At 64.1% G+C, this 17,950-nt stretch carries 22 protein-coding genes; 8 read left to right on the forward strand and 14 right to left on the reverse strand.

The features are described 5' to 3' along the window. Positions 1–105: 4Fe-4S dicluster domain-containing protein (locus IV112_RS20415; RefSeq protein WP_304006868.1), on the forward strand; the 105-nt coding region annotated here is incomplete at its 5' end. Between the two features lie 408 nt (positions 106–513). Here IV112_RS20415 and IV112_RS20420 read toward each other — a convergent pair. The 10 genes from IV112_RS20420 to IV112_RS20465 form a co-directional block, all read right to left on the reverse strand. Beyond that, on the reverse strand, positions 514–726 hold the full coding sequence (locus IV112_RS20420; RefSeq protein ID WP_290899690.1) for a hypothetical protein: 213 nt from the start codon (positions 724–726) through the stop codon (positions 514–516). 147 nt (positions 727–873) lie between these two features. Then, positions 874–1,182 (reverse strand): hypothetical protein, encoded by a 309-nt coding sequence (locus IV112_RS20425; RefSeq protein ID WP_304006836.1) that lies wholly within the window; start codon positions 1,180–1,182, stop codon positions 874–876. A gap of 9 nt (positions 1,183–1,191) precedes the next feature. Beyond that, positions 1,192–1,611 carry a hypothetical protein gene (locus IV112_RS20430; protein ID WP_304006838.1) on the reverse strand — a complete coding sequence of 140 codons (420 nt, stop codon included), beginning with the start codon at positions 1,609–1,611 and terminating at the stop codon, positions 1,192–1,194. Between the two features lie 43 nt (positions 1,612–1,654). Continuing rightward, complete coding sequence (locus IV112_RS20435) at positions 1,655–2,032, reverse strand: hypothetical protein (protein WP_290898787.1); 378 nt, start codon at positions 2,030–2,032, stop codon at positions 1,655–1,657. Positions 2,033–2,251: 219 nt separating this feature from the next. Further along, the gene (locus tag IV112_RS20440; RefSeq protein ID WP_304006839.1) at positions 2,252–2,737 is read right to left on the reverse strand and encodes a VOC family protein; all 486 of its coding nucleotides are present in this window, start codon (positions 2,735–2,737) and stop codon (positions 2,252–2,254) included. A gap of 39 nt (positions 2,738–2,776) precedes the next feature. Next, positions 2,777–3,244 (reverse strand): YciI family protein, encoded by a 468-nt coding sequence (locus tag IV112_RS20445; protein ID WP_304006840.1) that lies wholly within the window; start codon positions 3,242–3,244, stop codon positions 2,777–2,779. Between the two features lie 140 nt (positions 3,245–3,384). Further along, the gene (locus IV112_RS20450) at positions 3,385–3,813 is read right to left on the reverse strand and encodes a VOC family protein (RefSeq protein WP_304006842.1); all 429 of its coding nucleotides are present in this window, start codon (positions 3,811–3,813) and stop codon (positions 3,385–3,387) included. Positions 3,814–3,974: 161 nt separating this feature from the next. Next, positions 3,975–4,880: a hypothetical protein gene (locus IV112_RS20455; protein ID WP_304006844.1), complete on the reverse strand. Its 906-nt coding sequence runs from the start codon at positions 4,878–4,880 to the stop codon at positions 3,975–3,977. 482 nt (positions 4,881–5,362) lie between these two features. Next, positions 5,363–6,139, reverse strand: coding sequence for a hypothetical protein (locus IV112_RS20460; RefSeq protein WP_304006846.1), 777 nt, complete (start codon positions 6,137–6,139; stop codon positions 5,363–5,365). Positions 6,140–6,316: 177 nt separating this feature from the next. Beyond that, positions 6,317–6,991, reverse strand: a complete 675-nt coding sequence (locus IV112_RS20465) for a hypothetical protein (protein ID WP_304006848.1) — start codon at positions 6,989–6,991, stop codon at positions 6,317–6,319. A gap of 357 nt (positions 6,992–7,348) precedes the next feature. On the opposite strand from IV112_RS20465, the gene IV112_RS20470 reads away from it, so the two are divergent. Further along, positions 7,349–8,314, forward strand: a complete 966-nt coding sequence (locus tag IV112_RS20470) for an NAD(P)H-dependent flavin oxidoreductase (RefSeq protein WP_304006850.1) — start codon at positions 7,349–7,351, stop codon at positions 8,312–8,314. A 1-nt stretch (position 8,315) separates the two neighbouring features. Here IV112_RS20470 and IV112_RS20475 read toward each other — a convergent pair whose 3' ends face one another. The 4 genes from IV112_RS20475 to IV112_RS20490 all read right to left on the reverse strand — a co-directional run bounded on the left by IV112_RS20475 (position 8,316) and on the right by IV112_RS20490 (position 11,621). After that, positions 8,316–9,077: a DNA-binding domain-containing protein gene (locus IV112_RS20475; protein WP_304006852.1), complete on the reverse strand. Its 762-nt coding sequence runs from the start codon at positions 9,075–9,077 to the stop codon at positions 8,316–8,318. After that, positions 9,074–9,922: an MNIO family bufferin maturase gene (bufB, locus tag IV112_RS20480; RefSeq protein ID WP_304006854.1), complete on the reverse strand. Its 849-nt coding sequence runs from the start codon at positions 9,920–9,922 to the stop codon at positions 9,074–9,076. The genes IV112_RS20475 and bufB overlap by 4 nt, the downstream gene beginning before the upstream one ends. Positions 9,923–9,977: 55 nt before the next feature. Next, positions 9,978–10,268, reverse strand: coding sequence for a BufA2 family periplasmic bufferin-type metallophore (bufA2, locus tag IV112_RS20485; protein WP_304006856.1), 291 nt, complete (start codon positions 10,266–10,268; stop codon positions 9,978–9,980). Positions 10,269–10,397: 129 nt separating this feature from the next. Then, positions 10,398–11,621, reverse strand: a complete 1,224-nt coding sequence (locus IV112_RS20490; protein WP_304006858.1) for a tyrosine-type recombinase/integrase — start codon at positions 11,619–11,621, stop codon at positions 10,398–10,400. A 185-nt stretch (positions 11,622–11,806) separates the two neighbouring features. On the opposite strand from IV112_RS20490, the gene IV112_RS20495 reads away from it, so the two are divergent. Genes IV112_RS20495 through IV112_RS20520 form a run of 6 tightly spaced genes read left to right on the forward strand, consistent with a single transcriptional unit; the run spans position 11,807 to position 17,694 of the window. Then, complete coding sequence (locus IV112_RS20495; RefSeq protein ID WP_304006860.1) at positions 11,807–14,623, forward strand: monovalent cation/H+ antiporter subunit A; 2,817 nt, start codon at positions 11,807–11,809, stop codon at positions 14,621–14,623. Further along, on the forward strand, positions 14,620–14,973 hold the full coding sequence (locus IV112_RS20500; protein WP_019918257.1) for a Na+/H+ antiporter subunit C: 354 nt from the start codon (positions 14,620–14,622) through the stop codon (positions 14,971–14,973). Before IV112_RS20495 ends, IV112_RS20500 begins: the two co-directional genes overlap by 4 nt. Beyond that, a complete protein-coding gene (locus tag IV112_RS20505; protein ID WP_304006862.1) occupies positions 14,970–16,577 on the forward strand; it encodes a monovalent cation/H+ antiporter subunit D in 1,608 nt (535 codons plus the stop codon). The genes IV112_RS20500 and IV112_RS20505 overlap by 4 nt, the downstream gene beginning before the upstream one ends. Beyond that, on the forward strand, positions 16,577–17,086 hold the full coding sequence (locus IV112_RS20510) for a Na+/H+ antiporter subunit E (protein WP_304006864.1): 510 nt from the start codon (positions 16,577–16,579) through the stop codon (positions 17,084–17,086). Before IV112_RS20505 ends, IV112_RS20510 begins: the two co-directional genes overlap by 1 nt. After that, on the forward strand, positions 17,083–17,352 hold the full coding sequence (locus IV112_RS20515) for a K+/H+ antiporter subunit F (RefSeq protein WP_024300439.1): 270 nt from the start codon (positions 17,083–17,085) through the stop codon (positions 17,350–17,352). The genes IV112_RS20510 and IV112_RS20515 overlap by 4 nt, the downstream gene beginning before the upstream one ends. Positions 17,353–17,361: 9 nt before the next feature. Continuing rightward, positions 17,362–17,694, forward strand: a complete 333-nt coding sequence (locus IV112_RS20520; RefSeq protein WP_304006866.1) for a Na+/H+ antiporter subunit G — start codon at positions 17,362–17,364, stop codon at positions 17,692–17,694. Positions 17,695–17,950: the final 256 nt, after the last annotated feature.

Here is a 17,950-nt window from a genome sequence, read left to right on the forward strand (position 1 = left end):
CAGAACTGCGTGCACTGCAAGACCTGCGACATCAAGGACCCGACGCAGAACATCACCTGGGTCACGCCGCAGGGCGGGGAAGGGCCGATCTACAACGGCATGTAGGTCAGTTTCCTGTGGGAGCGGCCTTGGCCGCGACACGGCCGCTGCCATCCTCAGGTTCCGATTCAGGCCGCAGTCAGGGCCAGAAGACCCCTCCTGCAATCCCCAACCCAAGCCCAGGTCGTGGAGCAGGCGCACCTCCCATGTAGGAGCGGTCTTCTGACCGCGACACGGCCGCTGCCATCCGCAGGCTTCGATACAGGCTGATGTCGGGGTCAGAGGACCCCTCCTACAGAACCCCGGCCCAGGCTCAGGTCGTGGATCAGGCGCACCACCCCTGTAGGAGCGGTCTTCCGACCGCGACACAGCCGCTGCCATCCGCAGGCTTCGATACAGGCTGATGTCGGGGTCAGAGGACCCCTCCTACAGAACCCCGGCCCACGCTCAGGTCGCGGATCAGGCGCATCACCCTCACTTCGCCGGAATGCAGGTCCCCTTGGTCACCTGTGAACTCAGCAGCCCCAAGGTTTCAGCCGCAGCTCCGGCCTTCTTCATTTGCCCGTAATGCTCGGCCCATTCCTGTCGCACCTGCGCTTCCGCCGCCAGACATTCCTGCAGGCTCCCGAACACCAGATCGGTCTTCACGGGCGCATTCATCACGATGACAACCAGCAGCCATTTCATGGGATCGAGCTCCTCTGTGTGTGGGCGACGGCGAAAGCCGCGGGCGGGGCAGGGCGCCCACTGACCGACACCGCTGCCCGTGCGCTCATGATTGCAGCATGGGGCACGCAGGCCAAGCCCGACTGACAGGCGTGCGTTGTGTGCCCGTCAGTTCCACAGCGTCTGGTGCATCAGACCGTTGATCAGCATGACGGTGACGAACAGCACCCAGCACGCGACGACCCACAGCGACGCCGCGACGGGCCGCCCGCCGGTCGCCAGCCGGTAAGCCCACGCAAGCAGGCCAAGCACCGCCGCGGACGCGAGCAGTGCGGGCCAGTCGGGTGCTGGTGCGCTCATGCGCTGCCCGCCGACGATGAGCAGGATGACCAGACCGGCCAGCAGCCCGGTCGGTAGCGCTAGCAGGGCGAACACCCAGAACAGGACGCGCCGGCCGGTCGAAAGGGCGTCAGGCATGTCCGCCGCTCACGGCGCGCCGTCCGGGCAGGCGGGCGGCCAGTTCGCCGAAGTCGGGTCGGCCATGATGTAGCCGTTGAAGTACTCGAAGGCCGCCTTCATGCCGCGGATCTCGTCGCGATGACGGTCGTAGACGCCCTGCAGATTGCGCATCTGCTCCCTGCCGAGCCCCATCACGTCGTCACACAGGCGCGCGGACGCCCAGTTGTGCTGCCTGAAGCAGCGGGCAAACGGGCGCTCGACGAAATCGTCGATGGTGGCCCCGCGCAGAAAGATCCTGCCCATCTCCGTGCCCGCGTGCGACGGATATTGAGAGAGGCACATCGGGCCGATCATCATGATCCAGACATCGCCATCGCCCCGCGCATGGGCGGTGTGGGCGCTGAGGGCGAGGGCGAGCGTGCTGATGAGGCGCAGACGCGTGTGCATGGGGGGAAGCGGGGTCGAGTGAAGGAACATGCGGGAAGCGAGCTCACGATACGGGCGGTGAGCCACCACCACGGGCACCGGATGCCTTCGCCTTCGCGGCACTGATCAGCGCAGCGACGAGGAAGCAGACCCCGAACACCCCTGAGATGAGGGCGAGCAATCCGAGCGCCACCGCACCAAAGCCGCCGACGATCCAGGCGGCTACGACGAATACCGCCGCAACGATGAACCCGCCGATGGCCAGCTTCAGGTGCTCGCCACCGCGCAGCGCGCGACCTGACGGCGCGCCCTGCGTGCCCGCATCGAGCGCGCGTCTGTTCGCGTCGATCGCCTGCTGGGCGGAAACGCCGACGACGGACGTCGGCGGGCCGAGGGTGTCGCCATGGGTGTGCTGGCGGTTGTGATCGTCAAGAACGCCCATGCGCGAACTCCCGGGTGAGCCGAATCCCGGCACCGGTCTGTGCGACCGGGCCGGCGGCGTGCAGTCAGAACCGCAGCACGGCCGCAACCGTGTCGGACGGCGGCCGCTGAAGCGATGTGCGCATCATAAAGGCTCTGGAAAACGGCGGGCAATAACGATCGGGCGGACGCACTGCGCGCCGGGCGGTCCACAGCGTGGCCTGCCCCGGACCGATGCGGTTCAGCCGCGCACCGCCGCCTCGATCGCCGCGATATCAATCTTCGTCATGCCCATCATCGCCTCGAACGCCCGCTTCGCCGTTGCCGGGTCGGGGTGGGCGATGGCGTTCATCAGCGCCGCCGGCGTGATCTGCCATGACAGGCCCCAGCGGTCCCTGCACCAGCCGCAGGCGCTCTCCTGGCCGCCGTTGCTGACGATGGCGTGCCACAGCCGATCGGTTTCCGCCTGATCCGCCGTCGCCACCTGAAACGAGAACGCCTCGGTCTGCGGGAAGGCCGGCCCGCCGTTCAGCCCGAGGCAGGGGATGCCCATGACCGTGAATTCCACCGTCAGCACATCGCCTTCCTTGCCGGACGGATAGTCTGCCGGCGCGCGATACACGTTGCCGACGAAGGAATCGGGAAAGGTGGCGGCGTAGAACCGCGCCGCGTCCTCTGCACCGCCGTTGAACCAAAGACAGACGGTGTTCTTTGCAGGTGTGACCATGGTCGTTCTCCTTCAGAGGTGTCCGGAATCCGGGGCGCTTCAGCGCGCACCGCCGGGCTTCGTCGTCCCGCTGCTTCGCGACTGCCAGGTATCCGCACTCCAGGTCGGCGCCGCTTCCTCGATGAGCTGCAGAAGGTCAGCGGGCAGGTCGTCCGAGCCGGTCAGCTGCCGGATCTCCAGAATGTCATCCGTGCCGAGGCCGGACGGCGCGCGCAGCGCCCACTGTATGGCGTCGTCGAGCGAGGGGACTTCGATGATGTAGAAGCCACCCACCAACTCCTTGGATTCCGCGAACGGACCATCGACGACATAGCGTTTGCCGTCCGCAACAGCAATCCGCGCGCCTTGCGCCGCCGGATTCAGACCCTCGGACGCGATCAACACACCCGCCGTGTGCATCTCTTCGTTGAAGCGCATGTAGGCCTTGAACAGCTCGGCATCGAACTCCGCCGATGGGTCGGATGGCGTGCTCGCTGCATCGGACTGCGCCGTGATGATGAATCGCATCGCCTGTTCTCCATTCAGAGTGGGGTAGGGATGGGTACGACGAACGGCGGCGCAGCAGATCGACAGGGCAGTCCCTCGGCGCCGACAGCAAGCCAGTTCAATAAGCTTGTTGCGTCCGAAGAAGGGATCGACGCGCTCTGTTAGAACGTGATGCGGACGGAAGCGGACGATCGGGTCGCTTCGCCGTGATAGACCGCTTCGATGTTGTTGCCGTCGGGATCGAGAACAAAGGCTGCGTAGTAGCCGGGGTGGTACGGCCGCTCTCCCGGCGCCCCGTTGTCCTTGCCGCCACTCGCCAGTGCGGCCGCGTAAAACGCATCCACCATCGCCCGGTCCTGTGCCTGGAACGCCAGGTGACAGCGACCCGTGACCTTGCCTTGCGCCGCAAGGCTTGTTGCCGTCGAGATAAACAGCTCGTCCGCCCAGAGGTAGTCATCCGCCGAGCCGCCAAGGGGAATGTTCAGAGCGCCGAGGGCGGCTTCATAGAAGGTCTTGCTGGCCGTGAGATCGCTGACGACGAGCTGGATGTGGTCAATGAGGCGGCCGCGGTGCAGTTCCTGCGTTTCCATAAATGTGCTCCGGGGTTCTGCGATGAACGATGAAATCCCGAGTTTTGAGCGGCGGTCGGCTTCATTGGTCTGAAATGTCGAATATCAAACCGAGCTCTATGAACGGGAAACGTGGTCTGTCCCCTATTGTTCTCTATTGTTCCTCCTTTTCTGAGGGATGGTTACCCTCCGCTTTTTGCTCGCTCTGATAGCTTGATTAGCTCTCCGATTTTTTCTAAGACCTGCGGTTCGAAACCTATGGGATTTGCTTTCGAGAACGCACTTTCTGCGGTGATATTCCAATTCTCAAATATGTCTAATAACTCCTTCCTGTCAACAGTATTGCCATATATTTCCAAGTAAAGTTTGCCGAAGGTAATCGCATGCGCTCGGTCGGAACGTTTGATTGCTTCGTGCATGTAAGCATTGCTCAATGTGAATGCGTGTTTCGCCCAAAGCGCTAGAACACCGAGAACTACCAAGCCTTTGAGCGATACAAAGAGTAATGCTTGCCAAGACATGTCTTGGATTGTTGTCGTTGTGCCATATCCATATAGAGATAGCGCAACAGTGGCAGCTATGGCGGCGATTAGGACCAATGTTCCATGCACGGTCCATTGAGCCGCTTTTCCACGATAGTGCTGCTCTCGCGTTTCGAGCACTTTGAGCGCTGCGGTGACGTATTCAGGAACCTTTGCTTCAATCTTCTGCTGAACTTGCCGTCGGTTTAATTCCTCAAACTCGGCCAACTTCGCGGCCAGTTCTTTCTCACGGATGTCGACAAGAGCTTGGCGACGAGTGATGGCTTCTTCAAGCGAGCTGAGGCGCGCCTGAGCGTCCGAAAGTAGGTGTTCGTAATGATTTTGTTTTATGCGTGACTCATCTTCTACGCTTTTCAATACCTGTTCGCGAGCGTGAATGGCAGCATTGATTTCGTCGAGTAAGCGCTTACGCTCATCAAGTAGCGATGATTGTCCCTCGGTCGCGTCACGCTCGATTCGTTGGAGTTCATCCTCCCTCTCGTGAAGAAGCTTCTTCCATTGAGCTTGCCTTTGTGGAGGCAAAGCCTTTATCACCTGAGAACGCATGCTTCTTGTCCTCGCACAAGTAACGAGCTTGTCAACAAGCTCGTTACTTGCCTGATTTAGCACGGTAGACAAGACCGTTGGCTGCATCAAAGAAATTAGGTGGCCGAGTGGCTTCGGACTGGACTTTTGAATCAAAGACCGAAGCACATCGGGTGACACAAGACGAAAGAGGCGATTGGCAAGGCGCTGGTCGGCGATGGTGAAGACAACGTCAAGCACGTTGTCTTCGCGGGACTCGACGAGTGCGACAAGATCGTTGTCCGAAGCTGATTCCAGGGCTTGGAGAGCTACAGATGCGGGGGCCGTAAGTACTTCGTACGCGAGTTCTCTCATGGCGTCGTTGTGCGGTAAGAAAAGGAAGTCAGATCACAATTCCGTCTGATCACTGGAGATTCTGATGGCTGAAAACGTGGTCTATCCCTTATTGTTTTAAGCCTTGACAAAGGGTAGGAATTCTCACCAGCCCGTGAGGCCCAAGCTCATTATGACAGCCTGGTTGCAACTGCATTTACATGGCGAAGTAGATGATATTTTGTTACAGCCAAAAGTCTTGCGTAGCGGGCAGCGACTGCGTCGAGCGCTGACGCAAGCTCAATGTCCTCGATAAGCATTCGTGCTCGGAAATTGTCTTGGCGCGTTGCTGCATGCCACGCTAGACTTTCTGGAAAACGCTCAAGTTCTTCGAGCAAGCCGGCGGCGACGCATGCCTTAGCCTCCGCTCCATCTAGCTTAGCTATCAACTTGTCGGCCTCATGATGCCAGTGCTGCAAATCATCTAAATTCTCCGTTATGCGTCGCAGGTCTAGTTCGTTTGTAGGAACTCGTTCGTGGCCAGCCTCATCGCGAATCCGTTCTGCGCTGTTGAGCAAATGATTCACGCGCCCAAGTACGCCCGTTCTCTTTTCGATTCGTATCCGATCGCAGTGGTTTGTTTGGGTATTGAAAACAACCTCAAGGTTGGCGGCTTGTGCAAGAATTGTTGCGTCGCGAGTGAGATTCTCGACCCCCTCTTTAAAATCTGGGTAAGCAGAGATCATTGTTGCAACCGCCCCAAGTATTGCGATTTTTGTTTTTAGACTACCATCCTCAAAAGATATTTCTAGATCTACGCTTTGTCCAAAAATAAACTGTGCTCGGGGTTGAATAAATGAGCGCAGCTGCTGTTCCAGTTGCGCTCTGCTTTCTGCTGTTGAGAATGTTTCTATATCAAGGTGCGTGTACGCTTCGCAGAGAATTTCTCGGTCAATATAATTTGCCATTCCGCCTCCTGGGGGGGGTTAGAAAAATTTGGTCTGACCAAAAATCTGTCAATCGACCGGAGATCTAGAGGATTAAAAAGGTTGTCTTGCTTGTGGCGAGTGGATTCATAGAGAAAACGGATGTGGTCGTATTCGCGCAGCCTCTAGAGATCAAATGGAACGAGGTCAAGGGCCGGATTAGAGTGCGCTCTGTAACACCTCCCGAGCCTGCCGCTCGACGATCTCGATTCTCTCGGTAATTTTCTCAACCCAATTGGGGTGCACTAGATTCGACAGCACAGGAGGTAATCCGAGAAATTGAAGGTAAGCCGATGTCTCTTTTTTTGCATCACCCGCATGCGCGATGAGGTGCCTAAGGAGCTTGGCTTCGGTTCTTGGATGCGGCGCTCTCCGTGAGTTTTCGTATGGTGGATATGAAGATTTGTCGTGAGTATCGGGATAGGAAAGCTCAATGATCTGATATAAAAGAAGCACCTTTGAGTAGCCGTCGTTGATGTCTGCTGCGAGCGCCCATAGTCTCAACTGCAAAGTAATCTGGTCGGACCAAATCTGCGGGTGAACCCTTGTGGACAAAGAACCTTGAATACGATAGCGAATCTTCAGGCTGGCGGTCACAGTTCTTCGACACATTTCAGCACGAAGACGAACGTACGTCAGAAAGAAGAGTCGATCCAGCTCACGATCAATCAGTATCTGCGTAAAGGAATCTTCTGATTCCTGTGAATCGAGTGTTGCGTAGACATGTCCGCTCTCCTCGTCGAAAATGATGATCGAAGGAAGGGCACGTCGAAGTAACGCGAGATCGATGTCTACGTTTTCACCCTCTGGGACAAGGCGGTAACGAGTCGGCATGCTGTGCGCTCATAACGTGAATGTGACGACGAACTAATCGAATATGACGAGTATCTGTCTGGACAACTGAACAAACCGGGCGCCGATTTCTCCATCGATTCAATACACTTCATTCGCTGTCGGCTTACGCGGCGTATGAACGAAAGAACGAAGCCGCACATTCGCTTGTTGCTGTCCGATCCACGCCAGCCTTGCCGCCGGCTTACGAGACCTCCATGCCATCGGCACACGCGACTATACCGCGTGCATCTCCGTCAGGCCCATCGGCCGCTTTCCCGACCATACTGTTTGAAACGCCCTGTCTGCAGCCCGCTGGCGCATCATCACACCCCTGTTCCCCGTCACCGGACACAAGGCATGAAAACGCGCATCACCGAACTTCTGGGCATCCGCTACCCCATCGTGCAGGGCGGGATGATGTGGGTGGGGCGGGCGGAGCTGGCTTCGGCGGTGTCGAATGCCGGCGGGCTGGGCATTCTTACCGCGCTGACGCAACCGACGCCGGAGGCGCTGACGGCGGAGATTGCGCGCTGTCGCGACATGACGGACCAGCCTTTCGGCGTGAATCTGACCATCCTGCCGGCGATCAAGCCGCCGCCTTACGAGGCCTATCTCGACGCGATGCTGGATGCGGGCATCCGCATCATCGAAACCGCGGGCAACAATCCGGAGGCCTTCATCGCCAAGGCGAAGGCGCGCGGGGCGACGATCATCCACAAGTGCGTGGCGGTGCGGCATGCGCTGTCGGCGCAGAAGAAGGGCGTGGATATCGTGAGCATCGACGGCTTCGAGTGCGCCGGCCACCCGGGTGAGGACGATGTGCCGGGCCTGGTGCTGATTCCGATCGCGGCGCAGGCGCTGGACATTCCGGTGATCGCGTCCGGCGGCATCGGCGACGGCCGCGGCATGGCGGCGGCGCTGGCGCTGGGCGCCGAGGGCGTGAACATGGGCACGCGCTTCTGCGTGACGAAGGAGGCGCCTATCCACGACAGCATCAAGCAGGCGCTGGTGAATGCGAGCGAGCGCGACACGCGGCTCATCCTGCGCAGCCTGCACAACACGGCGCGCGTGTTCCGCAACGCGGTGTCGGACGCGGTGGTCGAGGCGGAAAGCCGCGGCTGCACTTTCGACGACATCCGCCCGCTGGTCAGCGGCGCGCGCGGTGCGGCGGCGCTGGCGCAGGGCGAGGTCGATGGCGGCGTGATCACCGCCGGTCAGGTGATCGGGCTGATCCGCGACGTGCCCAGCTGCGCCGAACTGATCGCGCGCATGGTCGATGAATGCCGTGCGGCGCTGAAGAGCGCAGCAGAGAAGGCGAGCTGATTCAGCGCGGGTCGGCGCAGAGCAGGCCGTCGTCCAGCCAGCGCGCGAGCCAGCCACCGATCAGGGCCTGCGCGTCGTCCGACTCGACGGTTTCACATGCGGCGGCGAAAGGCGTGCCGCACTGCAGGGCGTTCAGCATGCCGGCCTCTGCCGCGTCGATCGAGCGGAAATGCGGCTGCACACCCTTGCGCCAGACCAGCACCGTCACCGGCTGCGCCAGGTCGACGACGGCCGGCGGCGTGTCGCCGCGGTCCATCGCGTGCCACAGATCCAGCGTATTGCGCTGCACGCGCAGCATCTGTGCGGTCGGGTGCAGGCTGAACACGACAGTCGCCCAGTCCTCGTCGCTCAAGCCCGCGAGTGCGGCGCCATCGAGCGGCTGTGCGTCGGCGCCGTCGAAGGCGTTGCGCATCGCCCAGTCCAGCCGCGCCAGTTCAGCCACTTCCGGGTCGGCGGGCCAGGCGCCGTGCAGCCAGTCGGCGTAGCGGTCACCAAAGGGGCGCAGGCTGAACTGCGTCGGCGGATGGTCGGCGATGTAGCGCAACCCGGCGTCCTCGAAGGCGTCGTCGCCGAGCCAGGCCCAGGTCTTGTCGAAACTGTCCTTCAGCGTGTCGAGCAGGCGCACGCGGTAGGCATTGCGATAGATGTGGGCACGGGCGGCCGGCGCCAGGCCCTCGCTCGCGGCCAGCGTGTCGACGAAGGCGTTCGGCTGCGCGTGCAGATAGCGCATGAACTGCCGCTGCAGTTCGGCCAGCGCGCTCATGCGGCCACCTGCACGAGCGGTTCGGCACGTGCGGCGATGCGGCGCGCGCGGGCGAATTCGTTCAGCAGCTCGGGCAGCGCCGGAATGTTGTCGTCGCGCTCTATCATCGTCGCGACCTCGCCGAACATGCCGCAGGCGATGTCATAAAGCGCCCACACTTCTTCGCACACCGGCTGGTCGTGCGTATCGACCAGGTGGTCGTCGTGCGTCGAGTGGCCGGCCAGATGGATCTGCTGCACGCGTGCGGCCGGCAGACCGGCCAGATAGCTCACCGGGTCGAAACCGTGATTGACGCTGCTGACATAGACGTTGTTCACGTCGAGCAGCAGCAGGCAGTCGGCTTCGTCGGCGACGGTGCGGATGAAATCCCACTCGGTCATTTCGGACACCGCGTAGCCCAGATAGCTGGACACATTCTCCAGCACCAGCCGGCGGCCCAGTTCGTGCTGCACCTGACCGATGCGGCTCACCAGCAGGCGCACCGCTTCTTCGGTGTAGGGCAGCGGCAGCAGGTCGTGCGCGTTGTGGCCGCCGATGCCGGTCCAGCAGAAGTGATCGGAAATCCACAGCGGCTGGACACGGTCGGCCAGCGCTTTCAGCTTTTTCAGATAGGTGCGATCCAGCGCGTCGGTCGAGCCTATCGACAGCGCCACGCCGTGCATGGCCATCGGATAGTCTGCGCGCAGACGATCGAGCATGGCCATCGGCTTGCCGCCGCCGACCATGAAGTTTTCGGAAATGATTTCCAGCCAGTCCAGCGGCGCGCGCGTTTCCAGCAGCGCCGTGTAGTGGGCGGGACGCAGACCCAGGCCGAAGCCGGGCGAGGGGGTGGTGAGTGTGGTCATCGGCAGTGCGCGGCCCGGCGCGGGCAGGCCCGGGCCGCGTGTCGGCGCGAAAGTCTTACTTCGCGGCCAGATCGCCGATGGTGCCGCCCTGGCCCAGGCATTCCTTGGCGGTGGTCGCCTTGAAACCGTGGCCCTTGCAGGCGTTCTGACCCTTGCAGCTGTGTTCGGCGGTCGCGCAGTCGCTGTTGCCCTTGCAGGCATGCAGGCCATAGCAATGCACCTTGTCGCCAGCGGCGACGGCAGCGCCCTTGCTGCCAGCCGGTGCGTCAGCGGCGAAAACGGCGCCCGACAGGGCAAAGGCGGCGGCGGCGGCGGCGATCGAGGCGCCGAAATGGGACGTGGACATGAATGTTCTCCTGAAGAAGTGTGCGGGCGGGGCAGGGCCCCGCCACCCGTTTCGCGAGAACAGCCGCCGGTGTCCGGATCACTGCGCACTACGCTCTCCCGCCACTAGACCCGGGCGGGGTGCGGATGCTTACTTCGATGGAGAAACTTTTTCTGGCGACGCCCAGGGCAGCTGCTGCTTCTGCGCTTCGTCGTGCCAGCGCTCTTCCTCTTCGTGGATGTAGCGCTGCGTGGTGCGGGCGTCGGTGTGGCGCGCGTCCTTCTGCACGTAGCGCTCGTTCATGCCGCTGTCGAGCTTGGCGGTGATGCCGGTGTGGCGGCCCCAGTGCGCCGAGGCGGCGCGCAGCTTCTCGCGCTTGTGCTCCGAAATCTCGGGCAGCAGTTCGGCGGCGGCATAGAATATCTTCTTCAGGATCTGGTTCAGCCGGCGCGCGGTGATCGGGCTGCGGTCCTTGATCGACACCAGCAGCGGCGTGAGATCGGTGCGCTTGGGCATGGCGCTCAGGCCGAGGTGTTTGCGGTAGCGCACCAGCGCGTGGACCATGTCGTCGGCCACCGGCACCTTGGCCTGCTTGCTGCCCTTGCCGACCACGTGCCACCACCAGCGGCCGCGCTCTTCGCGGAAGCTGTTCATGCGGTGCGATTCGAGCTCGCCGGCGCGCGGCGCCAGCATGTAGAGCAGGGCGGCGATAAAGCGGGCGCGCTCGTATTCGTCGCGCTCGCCGTCGGTATCGCGCGGCATCGCCTCGATGGCCTGCGTCACCGCCTGCCACATTTCGGCGTCGAGGAAGCGTTCGACCTTCTGCATTTCCTCGGTCTGCGCGATCACGTGCGCCGGGCCGTTCTTCTCCAGCGACAGCTTGCGCCGGCGCTGACGGATCAGGCCGAGCGGGTTGCCGGCGAGGTAGCCGGCGTCGACCAGATAGCTCATCAGCGAATTGATGGCGGCGATCGCGGTGAGCACCGCCGATTCCGACAGCGGCCCGACGAAAGGCCGCCACTCGGCGCGCACCCGCTGCACCTTCGGGCCGCACCACAGCGCGGCCGGCTGCGGGTCGGCGAGGAAGTGCAGATAGCCTTCGAAGTCCTGTCGGTTCAGGCTGGACAGCGGCCGGCCGCACTCGACCAGCGACCACAGCAGCAGCCGCTCGCACTCGCGCTGGTAGATGCGGTGCGTGCCGGGCGAGCGGTCGTATTCGGCGAGGAAGCAGCGGATCGCCTCGATGTCGGTCTGCGCGCCGATCTGCAGTCGCGCGCGGTCGGCGCGGTTCACGCCGTCGTGGCCGTCGAGCGCTTCCGGCACGCTGATCTCGTCGAGCGGACGCAGGGGGATCGGGAGTGCGGCGGTCGTCATGGAGGGCGATCTTACCTGCCGGCGGGAACCTCGCGACAGCATCGCCGGTCAGGTCGGCGTCAGCTTGCATTGCCATGCTGGCGCCCGCGGGCGTGGGCGTCGTCGGCCGGAGCCGATGGCTGCACGCCCGGACAAACAATGTATCCTTCGGCCGGTTTCAGCCAGCCACAAGTCCGGCAGCCTCCATGAATCCACTCGCAACGATAGTGCTGTTGCCCCTCGTGGCCGGCACGCTGCTCTGTTTTGCCTTCGGTCGCGACAACTCGCCGGCGCGCCGTCTGCTGACCGCGCTGGTCGCCGGCGCCGTCACGCTGACCGCGCTCGGCATGCTGCTGTCGCTGGCGCCGCAGGTGTTCGCCGGCCAGACGCTGGTGGCGCACACCGACTGGGTGCCTTCGCTCGGCCTGTCGATAGGCTGGCGCCTCGACGGCCTGGCGCTGATGTTCGCGCTGCTGATCACCGGCATCGGTTCGCTGATCGTGCTGTACGCGCACTTCTATCTGGCGGAGTCCGACCCGGCTGGCAAGTTCTACACCCTGCTCATGCTGTTCATGGCGGCGATGCTGGGCATCGTCATGTCGGACAACATCATGCTGCTGGTCGTGTTCTGGGAGCTGACCAGCGTTTCGTCCTTCCTGCTGGTCGGCTACTGGGGGCACAAGGAAGAGGCGAGGGCAGGCGCGCGGATGGCGCTGGCGGTGACCGGCGGCGGCGGCCTGGTGATGCTGGCGGGTTTCGTGCTGCTCGGCCAGATCGCCGGCAGCTACGAACTGAGCGACATCCTGCAGCGCGGCGACGTGATCAAGGCCGACCCGCTGTATCCGGTCATGCTGGTGCTGATACTTGTCGGCTGCTTCACCAAGAGCGCGCAGGTGCCGTTCCACTTCTGGCTGCCGGAGGCGATGGCTGCACCGACGCCGGTGTCCGCCTACCTGCACTCGGCCACCATGGTGAAGGCCGGCATCTTCCTGCTGGCGCGGCTCTACCCGGCGGTCGGCGGCACCGACCTGTTCGAGGGCATCGTCGCCAGCTTCGGCCTGGCCACGGTGGCTTTCGCCGCCTGGGTGGCCATCTTCAAGCACGACCTGAAGGGCCTGCTGGCGTACTCGACGGTGAGCCATCTCGGCTTCATCACCTTCCTGATCGGGCTCAATTCGCCGCTGTCGGCGGTGGCGGCGGTGTTCCACATCCTGAACCACGCCACCTTCAAGGCGGCGCTGTTCATGAGCGCGGGCATCGTCGACCACGAGTGCGGCACGCGCGACATGCGCCGCCTCGGCGGTCTGCTCAGGCTGATGCCCTGGACCGCCACCTTCGCCATGACGGCGGCGGCGGCGATGGCCGGCATTCCGCTGTTCAACGGTTTCCTGTCGAAGGAAATGTTCTTCCACGAGGCGGTCGAGGCGACGATGTTCTGGGGCGCGGCGGTGCCGGTGGTCGCCACCTTCGCCGGCGTTTGCTCGATGGCCTATTCGCTGCGCCTGGTGCATGACACCTTCTTCAACGGCTCGCCGAAGGATCTGCCGGCCGACGCGCATCCGCACGATCCGCCATTCGGCATGCTGGCGCCGGTGGCGCTGCTGGCGGTGCTGTGCGTCGTGGTCGGCGTCATTCCGGCGCTCACCTACGGCCCGCTGGTCGAGGTCGCAGCGCGCGCGCTGCTCGGTGGCGACACGCCCGACTATCACCTCGCGCTGTGGCACGGCTTCAACCTGCCGCTGCTGATGAGCGGCGTCGCGGTGGTCGTCGGCGCGGCGCTGTACGTCGCGCTGCAGCGCGTGTTCCGGCTGCACGGCTACACGCCGCGGGCCTTCTCCGGCAAGGCCACCTTCACCTGCTTGATCGATGGCCTGTTCGGCTTCGCCGGTCGACTTACGGCGCGCTTCGAGAACGGTTCGCTGCAGCGTTCGCTGGCGCTGATGGTGGCTTTCGCCATCGTGCTGGCGGCCGCGCCGTTCTGGGCGGCCGACACGCTGCCCGGCACCGGACCGCGCGAACTGATGCCGGCCTCGCCGCTGGCGCTCGCCGTGTGGGTGTTGCTGCTGGCCAGCGCAACCATGCTGGTGCTGACCCACCACAACCGCTTCCAGGCACTGGTGCTGACCGGCGTCGTCGGCCTGGTGACCGCATTCACCTTCGTCGGCCTGTCGGCGCCCGACCTCGCGCTGACGCAGCTGTCGGTCGAGGTGGTGTCGACGGTGCTGCTGCTGATGGGTCTGGCCCTGCTGCCGCAGCGCACGCCCTTCGAATCGGGCGCGCTGCGCCGCGGCCGCGATGCGCTGCTCGCCGTGTTCGCTGGTGGCGGCGTGGCCGGCCTGACCTGGCTGATGCTGACGCGCACGCACGAGTCGATCTCGTGGTTCTTCCTCGACAAGTCGCTGAGCGAGGGCGGTGGCACCAATGTGGTGAACGTCATCCTGGTCGACTTCCGCGGCTACGACACCTTCGGCGAAATCACCGTGCTCGGCATCGCCGGCATCGGCGTGCTGGCGCTGCTCGACGGCTTCCGCACACGCCGGCCTGACGCCGACCCGGACGGCCGCCGCTGGGCCTACGAGGAACAGCCGCTGCTGCTGCGCGTCGCCGCACGCGTGGTGCTGCCGCTGGCGCTGCTGGTGTCGGCCTACATTTTCTGGCGCGGTCACAACGTGCCGGGCGGCGGCTTCATCGCCGGTCTGATCACCGCCGTCGCACTGGTGATGCAGTACATGGCGCTCGGTCAGGCGCGCGCCGAGGCCTTGCTGCACGGCGCGGCCGGCCGGCGCTTCTCGCGCTGGATAGGCAGCGGCCTGGCGATCGCCGGGCTGACCGGTATCGGCGCCTTCTGGTTCGGTCGCCCCTTCCTGACCAGCGCGCACGGTCACCCGGCGCTGCCGCTGCTGGGCGAACTGCCGCTGGCCAGTGCGGCGGCCTTCGACCTCGGGGTCTACATCACCGTCGTCGGTGCAACCATGCTGACGCTGTCGGTGCTGGGTGCGGCGAGCAAGGAGCAACACGGATGAGTCTTTTCGCGAACATCAGCATGGAATTCCTGGTGGCCAGCGGCATCGGCTGGGTCACCGCCTGCGGTGTCTACCTGATGCTGCGCGGGCGCAGCTTCCCGGTCGTGCTGGGCCTGACGCTGCTCGGCTACGCGGTCAATATCTTCATCTTCGTGATGGGCCGGCTGTGGAGCGCGGCGCCGCCGATCCTGGGGCAGGGTGACGTACAGGCCGACCCGCTGCCGCAGGCGCTGGTGCTGACCGCCATCGTGATCGGCTTCGCCACCACCGGCTTCGTGATCGAACTGGCGCTGCGCAGTCGCGCCGAATCGGGCACCGACCACGTCGACGGCCGGGAGCCCGGAGCATGAACATGAGTTTTGCCGATGTGATGATGCAGCTGTTCCGCCAGCACCTCGCGGTGCTGCCGGTGCTGCTGCCCAGTTTCACCGCCATGCTGATGCTGCTGATCGGCGACCGCGATTCGCTTCCCAGACTGCGCCGCATTGCGCTGGTGTCGGTCGCGCTCGGGCTGATGTTCGCGCTCAAGCTGGCGATGGAAGCCGACGACGGCGTGCTGCGCGTGTATCGCGTCGGCGACTGGCCGGCGCCGTTCGGCATCGTGCTGGTGATCGACCGGCTGTCGGCGCTGATGCTGGTGCTGACGCAGGCGGTGGCGCTGCCGGTGCTGTTCTACGCCAGCGGCGGCTGGGACAGCCACGGCCGGCACTTCCACGCGCTGTTCCAGTTCCAGCTGATGGGGCTGAACGGTGCCTTCGTGACCGGCGACCTGTTCAATCTGTTCGTGTTCTTCGAGGTGCTGCTGATCGCCTCCTACGTGCTGCTGCTGCACGGCCAGGGCCGCGAGCGCTTCCGTGTCGGCGTGCAGTACGTGGCGATCAATCTGGCGGCCTCCGCCCTGTTCCTGATCGGCGTGGCGTTGATCTACGCCACCGTCGGCACGCTGAACATGGCCGACCTCGCGCAGCGCGTGCCGCTGGTGAGCGGTGACGACGCGGTGGTGCTGAAGGCGGCGGCGCTCATCCTGCTCGTCGTGTTCGGCGTCAAGGCGGCCATCCTGCCGCTGCACCTGTGGCTGCCCTCGACCTACGCGGCGGCGAGTGCGCCAGTCGCCGCGCTGTTCGCCATCATGACCAAGGTCGGTGTCTACAGCATCCTGCGCGTGCATGGCGTCATTTTCGGCGCCGACGCCGGCGCGTCGGCACTGACGGTCGAGCCCTGGCTGCTGCCGCTGGCGCTCGGTACCAGCGTGCTGGCCGTGTTCGGCATGCTGGCCGCGCACACGCTGCCGCGCATGGTGGCCTACATGACGGTCGCCTCGGTCGGCACGATACTGGCCGCGCTCGGGCTGTTCAGCGAGGCCGCCTGGTCGGCCGCACTGTATTACATGGCGCACAGCACGCTCATCATCGCGGCACTCTTCCTGCTGGTCGAACTGGTGTCGGCGCAACGCGGCGATGCCGCTGACCGTCTCGAAGCAGGGCCCGCGGTGGCGCAGCCGGCGCTGCTCGGCCTGCTGATGCTGCTCGGCGCCGCATCGGCCGCCGGTCTGCCGCCGCTGCCGGGCTTCATCGGCAAGCTGATGGTGCTGCAGGCATCGAGCGGTCACGAGGCGCAGACCTGGGTGTGGACGGTCGTGCTGCTGGTCGGCTTCCTGACGCTGATCGGTCTGGCGCGCGCCGGCAGCGTGCTGTTCTGGAGCGTGCGTCCGGGCGTGGATGACAGCGGCACCTCGGCCGGCGCCAGCCCGCGGCTGGTGCTCGCCACCGTGTCGCTGATCGGCGCCGGTGTGCTGATGAGCGTGCTCGCCGGGCCGCTCAAGCGCTACACCGACGCGGCCGCGGTGCAGCTGGTCGATCGCCGCGCCTATCAGGAAGCGGTACTCGGCGCCGCCGGCGCGCAGACCACGCAACCCTATGTATTTCCTCGTCCGGCAAGCGAAGGAGCTCACTGATGGCGACCACTGAAGCCGCGCACGGCAAGCGCTGGTTCGGCCACCCGATCATGTCGGCCATGGTGGCCGCCGGCTGGCTCACGCTGCAACAGGCGATCGATCCGGGCAATGTGCTGACCGCCATCGTGCTCGGGCTGGTGATTCCGCGGGTGGTCAGCGGCTTCATCGGGCCGGGCGTCACGCTGAAGTCCGTCGGGACCGTGCTGCGGCTGACCGGCATCGTCGTGTGGGACATCATCATGTCCAACATCACCGTCGCCAAACTGGCACTCAGTCCGACGCGGGTACCGCAGCCGGCCTGGGTGCCGGTGCCGCTGGACATCCAGCACCCGAATGGCGTCGCGCTGTTCGCCTCCATCATCACGATGACGCCGGGCACGGTGTCGTGCATCGTCGACGAGCGCCGCCGCGAAATCCTCGTTCATGCACTCGACTGCAGCGATCCAGTCGCCGCCGCGCGTGACATGAAGGCGCGTTACGAAGCACCGCTGCGGGAGATTTTCGAATGATAGATATGGCCCTGGACATTACCGTCGGCGCCATCGTGATCGCCATGCTGATCTGCGGCTGGCGGGTGTTGCGCGGTCCGGAAGTGGTCGACCGCATCCTGGCGCTCGACACCCTCTATGTGAACGTGGTGGCGCTGGTCATCGTGCTGGGCATGCGCCAGCACACCGATCTGCTGTTCGAGGCCGCGCTCATCGTCGCCATGCTTGGCTTCGTCGGCACCGTCGGCCTGTCGCGCTACCTGACGCGCGGCGACGTGATCGAGTAAGGAGGACCGATGGACAACCTGCATCCCGTGGTCGAAATCATCGTCGTCGCCATGCTGCTGATCAGCGCCTTCTTCGCGCTGGTCGGCGCCATCGGCATGCTGCGTTTCAAGGACTTCTTCCAGCGCCTGCATGCACCGACCAAGGCCACCACGCTGGGCGTCGGCGGCGTGCTGATCGCCAGCATGATCTACAGCGCCGCCAACGGCCGCTTCGGCATCCACGAACTGCTGATCACGCTGTTCCTCTTCATCACCGCGCCGGTCTCGGCCAATCTGATGGCCAAGGCGGCGCTGCATCTGAAGCTGCCGTCGAAGGCGGGGCACCCGCAGAAGAAGGACTGAACGCCGGAGCTGGGTTTTTGTGGGAGGGGTCTTCTGACCCCGACAGCGGCCGGTATCGAAGCTTGCGGCGTGCACAGGCCCAGTCGCGGCCAAGGCCGCTCCTACAGGGATCGCGCCCAATCCGTGGTCGGAGCCGGGATTTTGTAGGAAGGGTCCTCTGACCCCGACTGCGGCCTGAATCGAAGCCGGCGGACTGCGGCGGCCCTGTCGCGGCCAAGGCCGCTCCTTGTATTGTCTTTATCTCCCGAGGTGCACC

This window comes from Methyloversatilis discipulorum, from assembly GCF_018780585.1.
GTDB classification, from domain to species: Bacteria; Pseudomonadota; Gammaproteobacteria; order Burkholderiales; family Rhodocyclaceae; genus Methyloversatilis; species Methyloversatilis discipulorum_B.